Below are 18,991 nucleotides of genomic sequence, written 5' to 3'. Positions count from 1 at the left end.
CCGCTACTGCGCGCGCCGCTCGAGAACCGCGGCGAAGAAGCCGTCGGTCGCATGCCGATGCGGCCAGAGCGACAGGTAATCGCCCGTATCGAGCGCGATCCGCTGCTCGGCGAACACGCGGCTCGCAGGCGTCAGCACGAACTCGGGATGCGCATCGAGGAACGCCGCGACGATTGCGTCGTTCTCCGCATCGAGCACGCTGCAGGTCGCATAGACGAGCCGGCCGCCCTTTTTCACGAGACGCGCGGCGCTCGCGAGAATCGACGCCTGTTTCGGCGCAAGCTCGGCAATGGTCTCGCGCGTCTGCCGCCACTTCAGATCCGGATTGCGGCGCAGCGTGCCGAGCCCGCTGCACGGCGCGTCGACGAGCACGCGGTCGATCTTGCCCGCGAGGCGCTTGATCTTCGCGTCGTGCTCGCTGTCGATCAGCACCGGATTCACGTTCGACAGGCCGCTTCTCGCGAGGCGCGGCCTGAGCTTCGCAAGACGCTTCTCGGACACGTCGAACGCATACAGCCGGCCCGTCGAGCGCATCATCGCGCCGAGCGCGAGCGTCTTGCCGCCCGCGCCCGCGCAGAAATCGACGACCATCTCGCCGCGCCGCGGCGCGACGAGCGAGCACAGCAACTGGCTGCCCTCGTCCTGCACTTCGATCAAGCCGTCCTCGAACAGCTTGAGCTTCGTGAGCGCCGGCTTGCCGACGACGCGCACGCCGGACGGCGCGAACGGCGTCGCGCCCGCCTCGATGCCGGACGCGCGCAAAGCGTCGATCACCTGATCCCGGGTCGTGCGCAGCGCGTTCGCGCGCAAATCGAGCGGCGCCGGATAATTGACGGCCGCGGCGAACTGCGCGAGTTCGTCGGCGCCGATTCGCTGCGCGAGCATCTGGTGGATCCAGTCGGGCAGGTTCGTGCGCACCCGCAGCGGCAGGCTCGCCGGATCGATTTTCGCGACATGCTCGAGCCACGCCGCCTCGGCCTCCGACACGAACGGCCTGAGCGCGCCGCGCCCGGCCGTCTGCATCAGGCCGAGCAGCGCCAGGCGCCGCGCGGGCGCTCCGCAGCCGCTCTCGGCCAGATGCGCGTACTCCATCTTTCGCCGCAGCACCGCGAACACCGCCTCGGCGATCACGCCGCGCTCCGCGTGGCCGAGCTTCGGATGCGCGCGGAAAAAGCGGCTCGTCACGACGTCGGCCGGACCCGCGAACTTGAGCACCTCGGCAAGCAGCGTCTCGGTCTGCCCAATCAGAAAACCATGCAGCTTCATACGCCCTCACCCGTCGAAATATCGGTCGCATCCGCGAACAGCCAGCGCGCGCAGCCCGGCGCCAGCACCGCGCGCCCGTCCACGAGCCGCACCTGCTCCTGGACGAACCAGCGCACCACGCGCGGATACAGCACATGCTCGGCAGCCAGCACGCGCGCGGCGAGCGCGTCGGCGTCGTCGCCCGCGACGACGGGCACGGCCGCTTGAGCGACGATCGCGCCGCTGTCGAGTTCCGGCGTCACGAAATGAACCGTCGCGCCATGCACCGCGACGCCTGCGTCAAGCGCCTGCTGATGCGTGTGAACGCCCTTGAAGCTCGGCAGCAGCGACGGATGGATGTTCAGCATCCGGCCCTCATAGCGTGCGACGAATGCCTGCGTGAGAATACGCATGAAGCCGGCGAGCACGACGAGATCGGGCTCGAAGCGGTCGATCTCGGCCGCGAGGGCCGCATCGAAGCTGTCGCGGCTGTCGAAGCCGCGGTGGTCAACGAGCGCGGTCGCAATGCCGTGCGACGCCGCGAATGCCAGGCCTGCCGCGCCCGGCCGGTTGGAAATGACGGCGGCGACCTCAGCAGGCCAACCGTCGCGCGCGCACGCGCGCACGACGGCCTCCATGTTGCTGCCGCGCCCGGAAATCAGGATGACGAGTTTCTTCATCCGCGGAATTTTACCATTCGGCCCCGCCGTTTCCGGCATCACGAGCCGCCCGCGCGCACGAACGTTTATAATTATCTGCTTTGCGGCGTCCGGCCGCTCACTTCCCACGCTGTCATCCGCTAACGTGAAAGTCTTCCGCGGCCTGCCCAACGACGAAAGCCGCGCCCCGTGCGCGCTGACGATCGGCAACTTCGACGGTGTCCATCGCGGCCACCAGGCCCTGCTCGCGCGCGTGCGCGCAGCGGCGGACGCGCGTGGTCTGCCCGTCTGCGTGATGACGTTCGAGCCCCATCCGCGCGAATTCTTCAATCCGGCCGGCGCGCCGCCGCGCATCGCGATGCTGCGCGACAAGCTCGAGGCGTTGCGCGAGCACGGGGTCGACCGGGTCGTCGTCGAGCATTTCAATCACACGTTCGCGAGCCAATCGCCGGATGCGTTCGTCGAGCGCACGCTCGTCGACGGTCTGCACACGCGCTGGATCATGGTCGGCGACGATTTCTGCTACGGTGCGAAGCGCGCCGGCAGCTTCGCCTCGCTAAAGGCGGCGGGCGAACACTACGGCTTCGAGGTCGAGCAAATGCAGACGCTCGCCGGCGCCGACGGCCAGCGCATCTCGAGTTCCGGCGTGCGCGCGGCGCTCGCCGCGGGCGATCTCGACGCCGCTGCGGCCGCGCTCGGCCATGGCTACGCGATCAGCGGGCATGTCGTCCACGGCCTGAAGCTCGGCCGCGACCTCGGCTTTCCGACGCTGAATCTGCCGATCGCGCACAAGCGCCCCGCGCTATCCGGCATCTTCGTCGTGCAGGTGCACGGCATCACGCCCGAGCCGCTGCCCGGCGTCGCGAGCCTCGGCGTGCGGCCAACCGTCGACGATTCGGGCCGCGTGCTGCTCGAAGTGCATCTGCTCGACTGGCACGGCAACGCATACGGCAAGATCGTGCGCGTCGAATTCCTGAAGAAGCTGCGCGACGAGGCGAAATTCGTCGATCTCGAAACGCTCGCGCGCGCGATCGCACAGGACGTCGCCGACACGCGCGCGTACTTCGCCGCGCACGGCCGCGCGCCGGGCAGCCGCGCAACCGGCTTCGCGACGTCGGCCACCGACCGAATTAGCTGAAGCGCCGCCGCCCGTCTCGCCGGGCGCCCCGCCCGCCGCGCCGCCCGATCCCGGCGCCGCGCCCACGATACACGACGCGCGAGCGTCCTCGAGATTTTCAAAGCGATCCCGACATGAGCAACAAAAAAGCCGATTCGAAACCGCAGGCCAAATATCCGGTCAACCTGCTCGACACGCCGTTCCCGATGCGCGGCGATCTGCCCAAGCGCGAGCCGCAATGGGTCGCGGACTGGGAAGCGCGCGGCGTCTACGACAAGATCCGCGAAGCGAGCCGCGGCCGGCCGAAATTCATCCTGCACGACGGCCCGCCGTATGCGAACGGCGACATTCACCTCGGTCACGCGGTCAACAAGATCCTGAAGGACATCGTCGTCAAGTCGCACAACATGGCGGGCTTCGACGCGCCTTACGTGCCCGGCTGGGATTGCCACGGCATGCCGATCGAAATCCAGATCGAGAAACAGTTCGGTAAATCGCTGCCTGCGGCCGAGGTCATGAGCCGCGCACGCGCGTATGCGGGCGAGCAGATCGACAAGCAGAAGGCCGGCTTCAAGCGCCTCGGCGTGCTCGGCGACTGGGACAATCCATACAAGACGATGAATTTCGTCAACGAAGCCGAGGAAATCCGCGCGCTCGGCAAGATCATCGAAAAGGGCTACGTGTACCGCGGCCTGAAGCCGGTCAACTGGTGCTTCGATTGCGGCTCGGCGCTCGCGGAGGCCGAAGTCGAATACAAGGACCGCACCGATCCGACGATCGACGTGCTGTTTCCGTTCGCCGAGCCCGACAAGACCGCGCACGCGTTCGGCCTCGCCGAGCTGCCGCGCGCCGACGGCGGCATCGTGATCTGGACGACCACGCCGTGGACGATTCCCGCGAACCAGGCGCTCAACCTGCATCCGGAGATCGTCTACGCACTCGTCGACACCGAGCGCGGCCTGCTCGTCATCGCCGAGGAGCGCGTGCCGGCGTGCATGAAGGACTTCGGCCTGAGCGGCCGCGTCGTCGCGACGACGCGCGGCGACAAGCTTGCCGGCCTGCGCTTTCACCATCCGCTTGCCGCCGCGCATCCGGGCTACAAGCGCACGTCGCCCGTCTATCTCGGCGATTACGTGACGACCGATACCGGCACGGGCGTCGTTCACTCGTCGCCTGCCTACGGCATCGAGGATTTCACGTCGTGCAAGGCGCACGGCATGACCGACTCGGACATCATCAATCCGGTGATGGGCGACGGCCGCTATATCGAATCGCTGCCGCTGTTCGGCGGCCTGTCGATCTGGGACGCGAATCCGAAGGTCGTCGAGGCGCTGAAGTCCGCCGGCACGCTGCTGCGCAACGAGCACTACTCGCACAGCTACATGCACTGCTGGCGTCACAAGACGCCGATCATCTATCGCGCGACGTCGCAATGGTTCGCCGGCATGGACGTGACGCCCGCGAGCGGCGGCAAGACGCTGCGCGAGACCGCGCTCGAAGGCGTCGACGCGACCGCGTTCTATCCGTCGTGGGGCAAGCAGCGCCTTCACAGCATGATCGCGAACCGCCCGGACTGGACGCTGTCGCGGCAGCGCCAATGGGGCGTGCCGATGGCGTTCTTCGTCCACAAGGAAACCGGCGAGCTGCACCCGCGCACGCTCGAGCTGCTCGAGGAAGTCGCAAAGCGCGTCGAGCAGGCGGGCATCGAGGCGTGGCAGACGCTCGATGCCCGCGAGCTGATCGGTGACGACGCGGACCTCTACGAAAAGAACCGCGACACGCTCGACGTATGGTTCGATTCAGGCACGACGCATTGGCACGTGCTGCGCGGCTCGCACAAGGATCAGCTGCAATTCCCGGCCGATCTCTACCTCGAAGGCTCGGACCAGCACCGCGGCTGGTTCCATTCGTCGCTGCTGACCGCATCGATGCTCGACGGCCGCGCGCCGTACAAGGCGCTCCTCACGCACGGCTTCACGGTCGACGGCGAAGGCCGCAAGATGAGCAAGTCGCTCGGCAACGGTGTCGATCCGCATGAAGTCGCAAACCGGCTCGGCGCGGAAATCATCCGGCTGTGGATCGCATCGACCGACTATTCGGGCGAGCTTGCGATCTCGGAGGAAATCCTCAAGCGCGTGACGGAAGGGTATCGCCGGATCCGCAACACGCTGCGCTTCCTGCTCGCGAACCTGTCGGACTTCGATTACGCAAAGGATGCGCTGCCCGCAAGCGAATGGCTCGAGATCGACCGCTACGCGGTTGCCTTCGCCGCGAAGCTGCAGGCGGAGCTGCTCGCGCATTACGACAAGTACGAGTTCCACCCGATCGTCGCGAAGCTGCAGACGTTCTGCTCGGAGGATCTCGGCGGCTTCTATCTGGATGTGCTGAAGGATCGCCTCTATACGAGCGCGGCCGCGTCCCGTGCGCGGCGCGGTGCGCAAACGGCGCTCTATCACCTCACGCAGGGCCTGCTGCGCGTACTCGCGCCGTTCCTGTCGTTTACCGCCGAGGAAGCCTGGCGCGTGTTCCAGCCGTCGAGCGAAACGATCTTCACCGAAACCTATTACGCGTATCCGCAGATCGACGGCGCCGACGCGCTCGTCGAAAAATGGGCGCTGTTGCGTGACGTGCGCGGCGCCGTCACGAAGGCGCTCGAGGAAGCGCGCACCGCGAACCGCATCGGCTCGTCGCTGCAGGCCGAAGTCGTCGTGCGCGCGTCGGGTGCGCGCTACGACGCGCTCGCGAGCCTCGGCGACGACCTGAAGTTCGTGCTGATCACGTCGGCCGCGGCGCTCGCGAAGGTCGACGGCGAAGCCGACGAAGGCGTCGACGTCGCGGCGTCGACGTATCAGAAATGCGAGCGCTGTTGGCATTATCGCGACGATGTCGGCGCGCACGCCGATCATCCGACGCTCTGCGGCCGCTGTTTCTCCAACCTGTTCGAAAACGGCGAAATCCGGAGCGCGGCTTAAATGGCGAAAACCGTGTCCAACGCAACCCAATCGAAATCCACGAGCGGCGCGCTCGCGCCGTGGCTCGGCCTCTCGCTGATCGTGATCCTGTTCGATCAACTGACGAAGATCGCCGTGCTGCGCACGCTCGCCTATGGCGTGCTGCATCCGCTCGCGCCGTTCTTCAATCTGACGCTGATCTACAACCGCGGCGCGGCGTTCGGCTTTCTCGGCACGGCAAGCGGCTGGCAGCGCTGGGCGTTCACGGCGCTCGGCCTCGGCGCGACGATCGTGATCTGCTACCTGTTGAAGCGCCACGGTCGTCAGCGTCTGTTCAGCCTTGCGCTCGCCCTGATCCTTGGCGGCGCGCTCGGCAACGTGATCGACCGGCTGCTGTACGGTCACGTGATCGACTTTCTAGACTTCCATGTCGGCGCGTGGCACTGGCCCGCGTTCAATCTCGCCGACTCGGCGATCACGATCGGCGCGGTGCTCCTCGTCTACGACGAGCTGCGCCGGGTGCGCGGCGCGCGCTGAGCGCCGGCACTGCGCGCAACGGCCGGTGCGCAGCGCGCCGGCCGCCCGCTTACGGAGGCCCCAATTGGCACACGCAGAACTCGCAGGAAAACACCTCGTCGTCGGCCTCACGGGCGGCATCGCCTGCTACAAGATCGCCGAACTCACGCGCCTGCTGACCAAGGCCGGCGCGACCGTGCAAATCGTGATGACCGAAGCCGCGACGCAGTTCATCACGCCCGTCACGATGCAGGCGCTGTCGGGCCGCCCCGTCTATACGAGCCAATGGGACGCGCGGGTGCCCAACAACATGGCGCACATCGATCTATCGCGCGAAGCCGACGCGATGGTGATCGCCCCCGCGTCGACCGACTTTCTCGCCAAGCTCGCGCACGGCTTCGCCGACGATCTGCTGTCGACGCTCGCCGTCGCGCGCGACTGCCCGCTGCTCGTCGTGCCCGCGATGAACCGTCAGATGTGGCAAAACCCGGCCACGCAACGCAACGCGGCGCAGCTTCGCGCGGACGGCGTCGCCGTGCTCGGGCCGGATTCCGGCTCGCAGGCGTGCGGCGAAACCGGCGACGGCCGCATGCTCGAGCCGGAGGCGATCTACGAGGCGATCGTGTCGCACTTCCAGCCGAAGGTGCTCGCGCACCGCCGCGTGCTGATCACCGCGGGCCCGACGTTCGAGCCGCTCGACCCGGTGCGCGGACTCACCAACCGCTCGAGCGGCAAGATGGGCTTCGCGCTGGCGCGCGCCGCGCAACAGGCGGGCGCCGACGTCCATTTGATCGCCGGCCCCGTTTCGTTGCCGACACCGTGGGGCGTGTGGCGCGAAGACGTGCAAACCGCTCAGCAGATGTACGACGCGGTGATGCATGCCGTGCCGAACGCCGACGTCTTCATCGCGGTCGCCGCGGTCGCCGACTGGCGTGCGGCGCAGCCCGCCGAGCACAAGATCAAGAAAACCGCCGATCACAAGATGCCGGCGCTGTCGTTCGTCGAGAATCCGGATATCCTCGCGAGCGTCGCCGCACAGCCCGACGCGCCGTATTGCGTCGGCTTCGCGGCGGAAAGCGGCGATCTCGACATGCACGGCGAGGAAAAGCGCGCGCGCAAGAACGTGCCGCTTCTGATCGGTAATCTCGGGCCGCTGACGTTCGGCCTCGACGACAACGAAGTCGTGCTGTTCGAAGCCGGCGGCACGACGCGCTTGCCGCGCGCGAACAAGATGACGCTCGCGCACGCGCTCGTCGCCGAGATCGCCAAGCGGCTGCCCGACACCCGCCTCATCTAACGCCGGCCGGGCTTTCGCCCGCCGTCACGCGGCCGTCTCCATGCGGCCGCGCCTTTGAACCTCCGACACCGACTGTCACCGCATGAAACTCGACCTGAAGATTCTCGATGCGCGAATGCGCGACTACCTGCCGCACTACGCGACGCCGGGCAGCGCCGGTCTCGACCTGCGCGCGTGCCTCGATGCGAGCGTCACGCTGAAACCGGGCGACACGGCGCTGATCCGCACCGGCCTTGCGATCCACGTTGCCGATCCCGGCTATGCGGCGCTGATCCTGCCGCGTTCGGGCCTCGGTCATAAACACGGCATCGTGCTCGGCAATCTCGTGGGCCTGATCGACTCCGATTACCAGGGCGAACTGATGATCTCGACGTGGAACCGCGGGCAGAGCGAATTCGTGCTGAATCCGTTCGAGCGCCTCGCGCAGCTCGTGATCGTGCCCGTCGTGCAAGCGACGTTCAATATCGTCGACGAATTCGCGCAAAGCGAGCGCGGCGCGGGCGGCTTCGGCAGCACCGGCCGGCATTGAGCGCTCGATGAAAGACGCGCGCGGGCGGATGACCGCCCGCGCGCGTGCCGCCCTGCGCTGCGACGCCGCTCACTCCTCGAGCGCGCGCTCCTGCCAGCCGACCCGCGGTGCACGCTCACGCTTCACGCGCGTCGATTCAACGATCGTCGCGTAGATCACGAGCGCGATCAGCACCCCCGCGAGAATCGCCGACGAGCCGATCGTGCCGAACCCCAGCCCGCCCTTGGCGGGCGGCTTCGTCAGCAAATCACCGAGCGTCGCGCCGAACGGTCGCGTCAGCACGAACGCAGCCCAGAAGAGAAATACGCGCGAAACGTTCGTCCAATAGGTCGCGAGCACGATCACGACGAGCAGCCCGCCGATCAGCATTGCGCCGCCCGCGAAACCCAGGCCCGAACTGTCGGCGAGAAAATCGCCGAGCGCGGTGCCGAGCGTGTTCGAGAACAGGATCGCGATCCAGTACAGCACTTCGACCTTGCGGGTGCGGATCTGGTCGACCGACAACGATTCGCCCGACCACCGCCAAACGGCGAAAATCGTCAGCAGAATCGCGACCAGAATCGCCGAGCCGGCCGCGTAGCCCAAGCCGAGCGTGCGGTCCATGAAATCGGACATCGTCGTGCCGGCCGTGCTCGTTGCCACGATCACGGCCCAATAGATCACCGGGCGATAGCGTGCCGTCGCGAGCTGCGCGACGAGCGTGACGATGAAAAACGAAAAGAGGATCAACGAGCTGTACAGATAGCCCACGTTGAGCGTCATCGACAGCAAATCGCCGCCCGTCTCGCCGAGCGTCGTCGCACAGATCTTCATCACCCAGAAGGCGAGCGTGATCGCGGGAAGTTTATTCATACGAGCCTCAGGAATAATCAGGGGCCGGACAGACTGCGATGGGCCGCAGCAATAGGCCGCGATGGGTCGACGCGCCAGCCTAGCCGTCCGAATACCGCATATGAGGCTCGAATACTATGCGATGCTCGCTTAACAGCACATTAAGGTCGATCACGCCAACCGGCGACAATCGCGCGAATTAACGCATCCTGCGCAGAATCCCGCCCGGATTCGCACCACGAATGAAACAATCCCGCGCGGCGACCACCAGATAATCGTCGAGACGCCGCACATCGAGATCGCAGGCGGCGCCTGACGCCTGCGGGCGCAGCAAGGTTGCGTCGACGTCCGACACGGATTTCATCATCAGCAACATTTCCATGCGCGTCGTCGCCGCCGCGCCGCCGAACGAGTAACTGACACGCTCGCCATGCACGATCAGCTTGCGCGCGCCGTCGCTGCTGCGCCAATCGCCGTCCCAGCCGGACGCGCGCGCCGGTCCGGCAGCCGGCTTCAGATGCGAGCGCACGAGCCAGCCGGATGTCGCCTCGCCCTGACGATCGATATAAGTCGCATACACCATGCCGTCCATCCACATGTCGCCTTCCGGCGACTCGGCTACGATCACCCGGTTGCCTTTCGCCAGATAGCGGCCGCTGTTCGTGAAACGGAACGACACATGCTCGGCATCCGCCTGCCGCTCGAAAAAAGGCGTCTTTGGCGCTTGCACGCTGGCAAGCCAGGGTGTGGTATCGAGCAGCGGCACGGCATCGCGGTTCACCGACGCGCGCGCGAGCGCGCCGAACGGCGCCGCCGGCCACGGCAGCATCGCCGCGCCGACGACCACGCCGGCCGCCACAAGCCTCACGATACGCGGCAGCACGCCGGCTTTTGCCCGCGCCCCGCCCGCCGCGTGGTTCTGTTTATCGCCCATACTGCCTCGCTTCGAATTATTCTGCGATACGGCGCTCTTGCGGCACCTTCCGTGCGTGCGCACACTAACGGATGTGCCGCTCCCGATAATACAAACGATAAGCCAGCGTAAGCAGCACGATGAACACGATGCCGACCACCATCGTCATCTGGAATTCGGGCGTGAATGCTGTCGTGACAAGCACCGCGCCGACGAGCGCCGCGCCGAGCAAACTGCCGGCCGGATGCAGCCACATCCGGAACGCCGGTGTCGGCCCGCGATAGCGCGTGCGGAAAAACAAATGCGTGACGAAGATCATCAGCCACGTAAATAGCGCGCCGAACATCGCAATGGCCATCAGCAGCGTATAAGCGGTTTGCGGATATACCGCGACAACCACCGCCGCAACCGCAATACCGCTCGACGATACGACGAGCGCCGCCACCGGCACGCCGTTCGCACCGATGCGGCCGAACATCGCCGGCGCGAGCCCCGCGCGCGACAGGCTGAACATCATGCGCGTCGTCACGTAGAGTTGGCTGTTCATCGCGGACAGCGCCGCCACCAGCACGACGAAATTGATCACGCCGGCCGCATAGGGCACGTGCGTCGCGGCCATCACCTTGACGAACGGGCTCTCATCGGTGCCGGCTTGCGTCCAGGGCACGATCGCCAGCATCAGCGACAGTGTGAGTAAATAAAACAGCACGAGGCGAAACACCGTCGAGCGAAATGCGCGCGACACCGCACGTTGCGGATCGCGCGCCTCGCCCGCCGCAATCGCAACGGTTTCGATGCTCATATAGCTGAAGATCGCGACGATCACCGCGACCCAGGTGCCCCATGCGCCTTTCGGGAAAAAACCATCGTGCGCGACGTAGTTCGCCGCGCCGATGCCGGACGACGCCGGTGCCGTGCCAACAAGATAGGCTCCGAGCACGACGAAAGCGACGATCGCCGCGATCTTCAGCATGGAAAACGCATACTCGACCACACCGTACAATGTCACGCTCGCCATGTTGACCACGATCAACGCCGCCGAGAAACCGATGACCCAGTACCAGCCGGGCACCCCCGCAAACCAATACTTCATGAAGACGGCGATCGCGCTGATCTCGGTGCCAACGGCGAACACCACCGCCAGCCAATACGCGTAACGGACGAGAAATCCGGCGAGCGGACCGACATAGTGCTCCGCATATGCGCCGAACGAACCCGACGTGGGATGCGCGACCGTCATCTCCGCAAGCGCGCCCATCAGCAGCAGCGCGATCAGCGCGCCGACCGCATATGACACGAGCACGCCAGGCCCCGCGAGCTGGATCGCGAAGCCGCTGCCCAGAAACAGCCCCGTGCCGATCGCGCCGCCAATCGCGATCATCGCCATCTGGCCCGACGTGAGCCCGCGCCTCAAACCCTTCTCACGCTCGACGATCGAATCGAACGTCCGTTCTTGTACCGTCAAATCAAACTCCCGAATCCATATTCGTTGATATTCGTTGACTGCCTTCAAATAAAACGAAACGGCGCGGAGGACTTCCCGCGCCGTTTGTTCAAAGTGAAACGATGACTGTTATTCGACTTCCACCGTTTCTTCGTTGGGCTTGCTAGGCGGCGTCGCCGTCTTGTCGAACGACAGTTGCACCTTGTCGTCGCCGTCGACATCGACCGTCACCCGGCCGCCACTGACGAGCTTGCCGAACAGCAACTCGTCGGCAAGCGCGCGGCGGATCGTATCCTGAATCAGCCGCTGCATCGGGCGCGCGCCCATCAGCGGATCGAAGCCGTGCTTCGCGAGATGCTTGCGCAGCGCATCGGTGAAAAGCGCTTCGACCTTCTTCTCGTGAAGCTGCTCTTCAAGCTGGATCAGGAACTTGTCGACCACCCGCATGATGATTTCCTCATCGAGCGGACGGAAGCTGATGGTCGCGTCGAGCCGGTTGCGGAATTCGGGCGTGAACAACCGCTTGATGTCGGCCATCTCGTCACCGACTTCGCGGCGCGTCGTGAAACCGATCGTCGCCTTCTGCATCGACTCGGCGCCCGCATTCGTCGTCATGATGATGATGACGTTGCGGAAATCCGCCTTGCGGCCGTTGTTGTCGGTCAGCGTGCCGTGGTCCATCACCTGCAGCAGCACGTTGAAGATATCCGGATGCGCCTTCTCGATCTCGTCGAGCAGCAGCACGCAATGCGGCTTCTTCGTCACCGCCTCGGTGAGCAGCCCGCCCTGATCGAAACCGACGTAGCCCGGCGGCGCGCCGATCAGACGGCTCACCGCATGCCGCTCCATGTACTCCGACATGTCGAAGCGAATCAGCTCGATGCCGAGCGTGAACGCCAGTTGCCGCGCGACCTCGGTCTTGCCGACGCCCGTCGGACCGGAGAACAGGAACGCGCCGATCGGCTTGTCGAGCTTGCCGAGGCCCGCGCGCGCCATCTTGATCGCGGCCGCGAGCGCATCGATCGCCGGATCCTGGCCGAACACGACGCTCTTCAGATCGCGGTCGAGCGTCTGCAGCTTGCTGCGATCGTCCTGCGACACGCTTTGCGGCGGCACGCGGGCGATCTTCGAGATGATTTCCTCGATCTCGCTCTTGCCGATCGTCTTCTTCTGCTTCGATTTCGGCAGCACGCGCTGAGCCGCGCCCGCCTCGTCGATCACGTCGATCGCCTTGTCGGGCAGATGGCGGTCGGTGATGAAGCGCGCGGACAATTCCGCGGCGGCCGACAGCGCGCCCGACGAATACTTGACGCCGTGATGCTCCTCGAAGCGCGACTTCAACCCGCGCAGAATCGCCACCGTCTGCTCGACGGTCGGCTCGGTCACATCGACCTTCTGGAAGCGCCGCGACAGCGCCGCGTCCTTCTCGAAAATGCCACGGTATTCGGTGAACGTCGTCGCGCCGATGCACTTGAGCGTGCCCGACGACAGCGCCGGCTTCAGCAGGTTCGACGCATCCAGCGTGCCGCCCGATGCGGCACCCGCGCCGATCAGCGTGTGAATCTCGTCGATGAAGAGAATCGCGTGCGGGCGCTCCTTCAATTCCTTGAGCACCGTCTTCAAGCGCTGCTCGAAATCGCCGCGATACTTCGTGCCGGCAAGCAATGCGCCCATGTCGAGCGAATAGACCTGGGCGTTCGCGAGAATGTCAGGCACCTCGCCGCGCGTGATCCGGTACGCGAGCCCTTCGGCGATCGCGGTCTTGCCGACCCCCGCCTCGCCGACGAGCAGCGGGTTGTTCTTGCGGCGGCGGCAGAGCACCTGCACGACGCGCTCGACTTCGGACTCGCGCCCGATCAGCGGATCGATGCGGCCGTCCTTCGCCATTTGGTTCAGGTTCTGCGTGAACTGCGCGAGCGGCGTTTCTTTCTGCGCGTTCGTATCGTCGGCTTCGGCGTTCGCATCGGCGGGCTTCGCGGATTCACCGGTGCTCGTCTTCGCGATGCCATGCGAAATGAAGTTGACGACATCGAGACGCGTCACGCCCTGCTGCTGCAAATAGTAGACCGCGTGTGAATCCTTTTCACCGAAGATCGCGACGAGCACATTCGCGCCCGTCACTTCCTTCTTGCCGTTCGACGTCGACTGCACATGCATGATCGCGCGCTGGATCACGCGCTGGAAACCGAGTGTCGGTTGCGTGTCGACGTCATCGGTGCCGGGCACCGTCGGCGTATTGTCGTGAATGAAATTGCGCAGGTTCTGACGCAGGTCTTCGATGTTCGCGGCGCACGCGCGCAACACCTCGGCCGCTGTCGGATTGTCCAACAGCGCCAGCAAAAGATGCTCGACCGTAATGAACTCATGCCGCGCCTGGCGCGCTTCCATGAACGCCATGTGCAAGCTGACTTCCAATTCCTGGGCAATCATGCTTCCTCCATCACGCACTGCAGCGGATGCCCTGCCTGCCGCGCATGGGTAACGACTTGCTCGACTTTGGTCGACGCGATGTCCCGCGTATAGACCCCACAAACCCCCCGCCCTTCGCGATGCACCTTCAGCATAATCTGTGTGGCCGTTTCGCGATCTTTCTTGAAATACTCCTGGACGACCATGACGACGAACTCCATCGGCGTGAAATCGTCATTGAGGAGCACCACCTTGTACATCGAAGGCGGCTTGAGCTGCTGCTCCTTGCGTTCCAGGACGGTACTGTCCTGCTTGTCCGGGATAATCGCCATACACCCATTCTAAACAACTCGGACAGGCCCGCAATCCTGTCATTAACCGACTTGACCAGCCGGCGCCCTCCCCCGGCCTCCCGGTGCCGCGCGCGGGATAAATCTGCCGCGACGGCCGCAAACCGGTTTGCGGTACCGGCCTGCGTTCGTTGCGCGCGTCACGCCAGATCGAGTATCCCACATTGCGCGCTGTCGAACGCTTGTCACCCGTCTCCGGTATGTAAGACGATTATGCGACTTTTCAAGCGGCCTCGCTTGCGCGGATGCTGCAAAGCAAAGCGGGATAAACCCTGAAAAATGGGTTCTTTACAACGTCCCCGTATACGTCTAAAAATTTCCTTGACACTCCAATAAAGAGCGCCAACAATCAAGCTGGCACTTTTTTCAATTCGTCTTCGACAATATCTTTGACAATTGGGAAAGGCCGAGGTGAGCTTGTGAGGGGGGAACGGCTGCGTAGGTCGTTTAGCTTTTCGAGCGTGCTCGTTGTAAGTAGCGACTTGTGTGACAGGGGAAGTAGGTATGGCAACTGGTATTGTCAAATGGTTCAATGACGCGAAGGGCTTCGGTTTCATTACGCCCGACGAAGGCGGCGAAGATCTGTTTGCACATTTCTCGGCAATCAACATGCAGGGCTTCAAGACCCTGAAGGAAGGCCAGAAAGTGAGCTTCGAAGTCGTCCAAGGTCCGAAAGGCAAACAAGCGTCAAATATCCAGGCTGCTTCTTAAGAGCTATCTGGATAAAGAATCGAAAGCCCGGCTTCCAGCCGGGTTTTTTTTGCGCCGATTTTTGTTCCTGCCAACGCGGCCGCAACCAATGCGCGCTGGATTACAAAATATCCGCCGCCCGTTTATTTCAAATCACTTTCAGAACACCCATCATACCGAGATCCTCGTGTTCGAGAATATGACAATGAAACATCCGCTCGCCACGCTCGGTTTGTGTCACCAGAATCCGCACGGTTTCCCCATCGCCGACATTGACCGTGTCGCGCCATGCGCGATAAGGCTCCGCCACCTTTTTACCCGCCGTTTCGCGCTCGATTACCTGGAATTGCGTGCCGTGCAGATGAAACGGATGGTCCATGTCGGTTTCGTTGCGGATCGTCCATAGCTCGACGTCGCCGCGCCGGCTCGTGAAAGTTGTGCGACGCGGATCGAATGTTGCGCCGTTCACCATGAAACGCATGCCGGCCGGCCGGCCGCGCGTGTTCCCACGCATCATCGCGTCCATGTCCATCTCTTCGGCAAAGACCACTTCCTTGCGCGCCGCCGGCTCGCCCAGCGCGGGCACCGCACGCAGCGTGGCGGGCATCTCGCGCGGCGCGACGCCAGGCTCGAACGAAACGTCGGCAAGCGTCAGTGCACGCTCGGGCGCGGGCGCGCTTTCATGCGCGCCGTGCTGCATCGACATCTTGCCGCGATCGTAGCCAAGCGCGGTCAGTGCCGCGCGCGACGCCGTCGCGCCCGCGCGCACGACCAACTCGGCACGCTCGCCCGGCGCAAGCAGCAGCGACGTCATCTCGCGCGGCGCGCCGAACAGGCCGCCGTCGGTGCCGACATGCGCAAAGCTGCGGCCGTCGTCGAATGCGATCAGCAGATAGCGCGCGTTGCACGCGTTCCAGATTCGCCAGCGTTCGTCGCCGGTGAGCACGATCCGTGGCCGCCGCGCACCGTTGACGAGTACGTACTGCCCTTCGCGGCCGTTCATCCAATCCATCATGTCGTTCGGCGCGATCGCGCCGTCGGCCGCAAGCTTCAGATCCGAAACGAAAAGCTGCCGCTCGGGCCAACCGGCGAGCGGATCGTCGGCGGCGCGCACGACAATCGGCCCCGCGAGCCCGCGAAACACCTGCTCGGCCGTATACATATGCGGATGCGGGTGATACCAATACGTACCCGCGCTTCCCTTGGGCAACGTGAAGCGGTAGACGCGCGTCGCGCCCGGCGCGACGAGATCGGTCGGATTGCCGTCTTGATCGGGCGGCACCGGCAATCCATGCCAGTGAATCGTCGAAGGCTGCGGCAGCCGATTGACGAAACGGATCTCGACGGCGTCGCCCTCGCGCAAATCGATGAGCGGCCCGACAACCGGCCCTTGCGTGCCCGCGCCGTATTGCCAGAATGTCGTTGCCGGCGCACCCGGCAGCATCGCCCGCGCGATGGGCTCGGCCGTGAGCGTCGCGCGGAACACGCCCGGCTCGCGGCTTTCGTTCGCGAGCACGCGCAGCGGAGCAAGCGGCGCGCCTGCGGGCAGAGCATCGGGCGCGGCAAGCGCCACGCGCGCCGGCGGCGCAACGGCCGGCTTGCCGCCGTGAGCGCCCGCGCGCTTGGGCTTCATATCCGGCATGTCGTCCATTCCCGCCATGCCATGCATCGAATGATCGGCCGCTGCCGAGCCGCGTGCGAACAACGATGCGGCCGCCGCCGCGAGCGCGTGGGTCAAGAATTGTCTGCGCAACATCGACTTTGTCCTCTTTTCACTCTGCCAAAACAGACATTTCGACGACGATACACCAGCGTCGCGCTCGATGCCCAGCCGAGCGCCGCGTGAAGATGCGGCACCCGAAACGAAAACACCCCGGCGAGCACGCGGCCTGCCGGGGTGTCGTTTGACGTCGACAACGCCGATGCGCTTACTGCATGTTTTCGATCAGCACTTGACCGAAGCCCGAGCACGACACTTGCGTCGCGCCTTCCATCAGACGGGCGAAGTCATACGTGACGCGCTTTTGCAGAATCGATTTCTCCATCGCCGCGATGATCACGTCGGCCGCTTCGGTCCAGCCGAGGTGGCGCAGCATCATTTCGGCCGACAGGATCTCGGAGCCGGGGTTCACATAGTCCTTGCCCGCGTACTTCGGCGCCGTGCCGTGCGTCGCCTCGAACATCGCCACCGAATCCGACAGATTCGCGCCCGGCGCGATGCCGATGCCGCCGACCTGCGCGGCGAGCGCATCCGAAATGTAGTCGCCGTTCAGGTTCAGCGTCGCGATCACGTCGTATTCGGCCGGACGCAGCAGGATCTGCTGAAGGAACGCGTCGGCGATCGAATCCTTGATCACGATCTCGTTGCCCGTCTTCGGGTTCTTGAACTTCATCCACGGGCCGCCGTCGATCAGCTCCGCGCCGAATTCCTTCTGCGCGAGCGCATAGCCGTAGTCACGGAATGCGCCTTCCGTGAACTTCATGATGTTGCCCTTGTGAACGAGCGTGACCGACTTGCGGTCGTTGTCGATCGCGTACTGGATGGCCTTGCGCACGAGCCGCTCGGTGCCTTCCTTCGACACCGGCTTGATGCCGATGCCCGACGTTTGCGGGAAGCGGATCTTCTTCACGCCCATCTCTTCCTGCAGGAACTTGATGACCTTCTTCGCCTGCTCGGACTCGGCCGCCCATTCGATACCCGCGTAAATATCCTCCGAATTTTCGCGGAAAATCACCATGTTGGTCTTCTCCGGCTCGCGCACGGGCGACGGCACGCCTTTAAAGTACTGGATCGGGCGCAGGCACACGTACAGGTCGAGTTCCTGGCGCAGCGCGACGTTCAGCGAACGGATGCCGCCGCCCACCGGGGTCGTGAGCGGCCCCTTGATCGACACGACATACTCCTTCAGCACCTGCAACGTTTCGTCCGGCAGCCAGACGTCCGGGCCGTAGACCTTGGTTGCCTTCTCGCCCGCGTAGATTTCCATCCAGTGGATCTTCTTCTTGCCGCCATACGCCTTTTCGACCGCCGCGTCGACGACCTTGATCATCACCGGCGTGATGTCGAAGCCCGTGCCGTCCCCTTCGATGTAAGGGATGATCGGCTGATCGGAAACGTTGAGCGAAAAATCCTGATTGACGGTGATCTTGTCACCGCCTTCCGGAACCTTGATGTGCTGATACGGCATGATCGACTCCAGTGATAGGGCTGAGCTGATGAGTATCTAGTTGTGCGCAGCCGGGCGCGCGGCGCCGGCCCGGCGCCGGCAAGCCGCTATTCTAGCGCTCCAACGGCAAGGGGCGGCGCGAGATGACGGGGGATCAGCGCGCGGGGCTCGCGCAAGCTTTTGCTTAGGTCTTATATAAGACAAAAGACTTGCCGTTCCGTATTATGCATTAAGATTCCGCCATTTGCCATACAACGCAGCCTGCGCCACGACGCGCGGGCTCCGTACCACCATGCGCCTCATCGCTCTCAACAAGCCGTTCGGCACGATCTGCCAATTCTCGGCGCACGACACCCGCCCATCGCTCGGCAACTGGGTGAAGACGCCCGGCGTCTACCCGGCAGGCCGGCTCGACGCCGACAGCGAGGGGCTGCTGCTGCTCACCGACGACGGCGCGCTGCAGGCGAAGATCGCCGAACCCCGTCACAAACTGGTCAAGCGGTATTGGGCACAAGTCGAGGGCGCGCCGACAGACGAAGCGCTCGCGCAATTGGCGCGCGGCGTCAATCTCGGCGATTACGTGAGCCGGCCATGCCACGCGCGCATCATCGCGCCGCCCGACGCGCTCTGGCCGCGCACGCCGCCGATCCGCTACCGCGCGGCGATCCCGACCACCTGGATCGAACTGGAGATCGCCGAAGGCAAGAACCGCCAGGTACGGCGCATGACCGCCGCCGTCGGCTTTCCGACGCTGCGTCTCGTGCGCGTCGGCATCGGCGCGCTCGACGTGTTCGCGCTCGGCCTCGCGCCCGGCGAAACTCGCGAGCTGCCGCCGCGCGCGCCGTGGAACGGCTTGCCGCAGCGCGGCCAACC

General features: G+C 64.8%; 16 protein-coding genes. 7 read left to right on the top strand and 9 right to left on the bottom strand.

Annotated elements, in window-relative coordinates; all coding sequences use genetic code 11:
* Nucleotides 1–3: 3 nt before the first annotated feature.
* Both BSIN_RS00950 and purN read right to left on the bottom strand, forming a co-directional pair.
* Nucleotides 4–1,266 carry an RsmB/NOP family class I SAM-dependent RNA methyltransferase gene (locus BSIN_RS00950; protein WP_089339221.1) on the bottom strand — a complete coding sequence of 421 codons (1,263 nt, stop codon included), beginning with the start codon at nucleotides 1,264–1,266 and terminating at the stop codon, nucleotides 4–6.
* Nucleotides 1,263–1,925, bottom strand: a complete 663-nt coding sequence (purN, locus tag BSIN_RS00945; protein ID WP_089339272.1) for a phosphoribosylglycinamide formyltransferase — start codon at nucleotides 1,923–1,925, stop codon at nucleotides 1,263–1,265. Before purN ends, BSIN_RS00950 begins: the two co-directional genes overlap by 4 nt.
* A gap of 124 nt (nucleotides 1,926–2,049) precedes the next feature.
* On the opposite strand from purN, the gene BSIN_RS00940 reads away from it, so the two are divergent.
* From BSIN_RS00940 to dut, 5 genes are all read left to right on the top strand, one after another.
* Complete coding sequence (locus BSIN_RS00940) at nucleotides 2,050–3,042, top strand: bifunctional riboflavin kinase/FAD synthetase (protein ID WP_059520464.1); 993 nt, start codon at nucleotides 2,050–2,052, stop codon at nucleotides 3,040–3,042.
* 113 nt (nucleotides 3,043–3,155) lie between these two features.
* Nucleotides 3,156–5,993, top strand: coding sequence for an isoleucine--tRNA ligase (gene ileS, locus BSIN_RS00935; RefSeq protein ID WP_089339220.1), 2,838 nt, complete (start codon nucleotides 3,156–3,158; stop codon nucleotides 5,991–5,993).
* Complete coding sequence (gene lspA, locus BSIN_RS00930; RefSeq protein WP_089339219.1) at nucleotides 5,994–6,509, top strand: signal peptidase II; 516 nt, start codon at nucleotides 5,994–5,996, stop codon at nucleotides 6,507–6,509.
* Between the two features lie 64 nt (nucleotides 6,510–6,573).
* A complete protein-coding gene (gene coaBC / locus BSIN_RS00925; RefSeq protein ID WP_089339218.1) occupies nucleotides 6,574–7,785 on the top strand; it encodes a bifunctional phosphopantothenoylcysteine decarboxylase/phosphopantothenate--cysteine ligase CoaBC in 1,212 nt (403 codons plus the stop codon).
* Between the two features lie 82 nt (nucleotides 7,786–7,867).
* Entirely contained in the window at nucleotides 7,868–8,314 is a 447-nt protein-coding gene (gene dut, locus BSIN_RS00920; RefSeq protein WP_059520468.1) for a dUTP diphosphatase, read from the top strand.
* Nucleotides 8,315–8,383: 69 nt separating this feature from the next.
* Here dut and BSIN_RS00915 read toward each other — a convergent pair whose 3' ends face one another.
* The 5 genes from BSIN_RS00915 to clpS form a co-directional block, all read right to left on the bottom strand.
* On the bottom strand, nucleotides 8,384–9,166 hold the full coding sequence (locus BSIN_RS00915; protein WP_089339217.1) for a COG4705 family protein: 783 nt from the start codon (nucleotides 9,164–9,166) through the stop codon (nucleotides 8,384–8,386).
* 178 nt (nucleotides 9,167–9,344) lie between these two features.
* Nucleotides 9,345–10,079, bottom strand: coding sequence for a hypothetical protein (locus BSIN_RS00910; RefSeq protein ID WP_089339216.1), 735 nt, complete (start codon nucleotides 10,077–10,079; stop codon nucleotides 9,345–9,347).
* A 64-nt stretch (nucleotides 10,080–10,143) separates the two neighbouring features.
* Nucleotides 10,144–11,523 carry an amino acid permease gene (locus BSIN_RS00905; protein WP_089339215.1) on the bottom strand — a complete coding sequence of 460 codons (1,380 nt, stop codon included), beginning with the start codon at nucleotides 11,521–11,523 and terminating at the stop codon, nucleotides 10,144–10,146.
* A gap of 108 nt (nucleotides 11,524–11,631) precedes the next feature.
* Nucleotides 11,632–13,932 carry an ATP-dependent Clp protease ATP-binding subunit ClpA gene (gene clpA, locus BSIN_RS00900; protein WP_069234892.1) on the bottom strand — a complete coding sequence of 767 codons (2,301 nt, stop codon included), beginning with the start codon at nucleotides 13,930–13,932 and terminating at the stop codon, nucleotides 11,632–11,634.
* Nucleotides 13,929–14,243: an ATP-dependent Clp protease adapter ClpS gene (gene clpS / locus BSIN_RS00895; protein ID WP_059520473.1), complete on the bottom strand. Its 315-nt coding sequence runs from the start codon at nucleotides 14,241–14,243 to the stop codon at nucleotides 13,929–13,931. Before clpS ends, clpA begins: the two co-directional genes overlap by 4 nt.
* A 522-nt stretch (nucleotides 14,244–14,765) precedes the next feature.
* On the opposite strand from clpS, the gene BSIN_RS00885 reads away from it, so the two are divergent.
* On the top strand, nucleotides 14,766–14,972 hold the full coding sequence (locus tag BSIN_RS00885; protein WP_059520474.1) for a cold-shock protein: 207 nt from the start codon (nucleotides 14,766–14,768) through the stop codon (nucleotides 14,970–14,972).
* Nucleotides 14,973–15,099: 127 nt separating this feature from the next.
* Here the strand turns inward: BSIN_RS00885 and BSIN_RS00880 are convergent, their stop codons facing one another.
* Entirely contained in the window at nucleotides 15,100–16,707 is a 1,608-nt protein-coding gene (locus BSIN_RS00880; protein WP_069234893.1) for a multicopper oxidase family protein, read from the bottom strand.
* Between the two features lie 172 nt (nucleotides 16,708–16,879).
* Nucleotides 16,880–18,139, bottom strand: a complete 1,260-nt coding sequence (icd, locus tag BSIN_RS00875) for an NADP-dependent isocitrate dehydrogenase (protein ID WP_059520476.1) — start codon at nucleotides 18,137–18,139, stop codon at nucleotides 16,880–16,882.
* A 271-nt stretch (nucleotides 18,140–18,410) separates the two neighbouring features.
* Here icd and BSIN_RS00870 point away from each other — a divergent pair.
* Nucleotides 18,411–18,991: pseudouridine synthase (locus BSIN_RS00870; protein WP_143757256.1), on the top strand; the 581-nt coding region annotated here is incomplete at its 3' end.

This window comes from Burkholderia singularis (assembly GCF_900176645.1).
Lineage (GTDB): Bacteria > Pseudomonadota > Gammaproteobacteria > Burkholderiales > Burkholderiaceae > Burkholderia > Burkholderia singularis.
The sequence above is the reverse complement of the archived record's forward strand: the minus strand, read 5'-3'. Positions and strand labels throughout refer to the sequence as shown.

What these genes read in the sequence shown, in the direction of transcription:
- icd (WP_059520476.1), bottom strand. Translation starts at nt 18,139, where the DNA reads ATGCCGTATCAGCACATCAAGGTTCCGGAAGGCGGTGACAAGATCACC.
- BSIN_RS00885 (WP_059520474.1), top strand. Translation starts at nt 14,766, where the DNA reads ATGGCAACTGGTATTGTCAAATGGTTCAATGACGCGAAGGGCTTCGGT.
- dut (WP_059520468.1), top strand. Translation starts at nt 7,868, where the DNA reads ATGAAACTCGACCTGAAGATTCTCGATGCGCGAATGCGCGACTACCTG.
- ileS (WP_089339220.1), top strand. Translation starts at nt 3,156, where the DNA reads ATGAGCAACAAAAAAGCCGATTCGAAACCGCAGGCCAAATATCCGGTC.
- BSIN_RS00910 (WP_089339216.1), bottom strand. Translation starts at nt 10,079, where the DNA reads ATGGGCGATAAACAGAACCACGCGGCGGGCGGGGCGCGGGCAAAAGCC.
- purN (WP_089339272.1), bottom strand. Translation starts at nt 1,925, where the DNA reads ATGAAGAAACTCGTCATCCTGATTTCCGGGCGCGGCAGCAACATGGAG.
- clpS (WP_059520473.1), bottom strand. Translation starts at nt 14,243, where the DNA reads ATGGCGATTATCCCGGACAAGCAGGACAGTACCGTCCTGGAACGCAAG.
- clpA (WP_069234892.1), bottom strand. Translation starts at nt 13,932, where the DNA reads ATGATTGCCCAGGAATTGGAAGTCAGCTTGCACATGGCGTTCATGGAA.
- lspA (WP_089339219.1), top strand. Translation starts at nt 5,994, where the DNA reads ATGGCGAAAACCGTGTCCAACGCAACCCAATCGAAATCCACGAGCGGC.
- BSIN_RS00915 (WP_089339217.1), bottom strand. Translation starts at nt 9,166, where the DNA reads ATGAATAAACTTCCCGCGATCACGCTCGCCTTCTGGGTGATGAAGATC.
- BSIN_RS00880 (WP_069234893.1), bottom strand. Translation starts at nt 16,707, where the DNA reads ATGTTGCGCAGACAATTCTTGACCCACGCGCTCGCGGCGGCGGCCGCA.
- BSIN_RS00950 (WP_089339221.1), bottom strand. Translation starts at nt 1,266, where the DNA reads ATGAAGCTGCATGGTTTTCTGATTGGGCAGACCGAGACGCTGCTTGCC.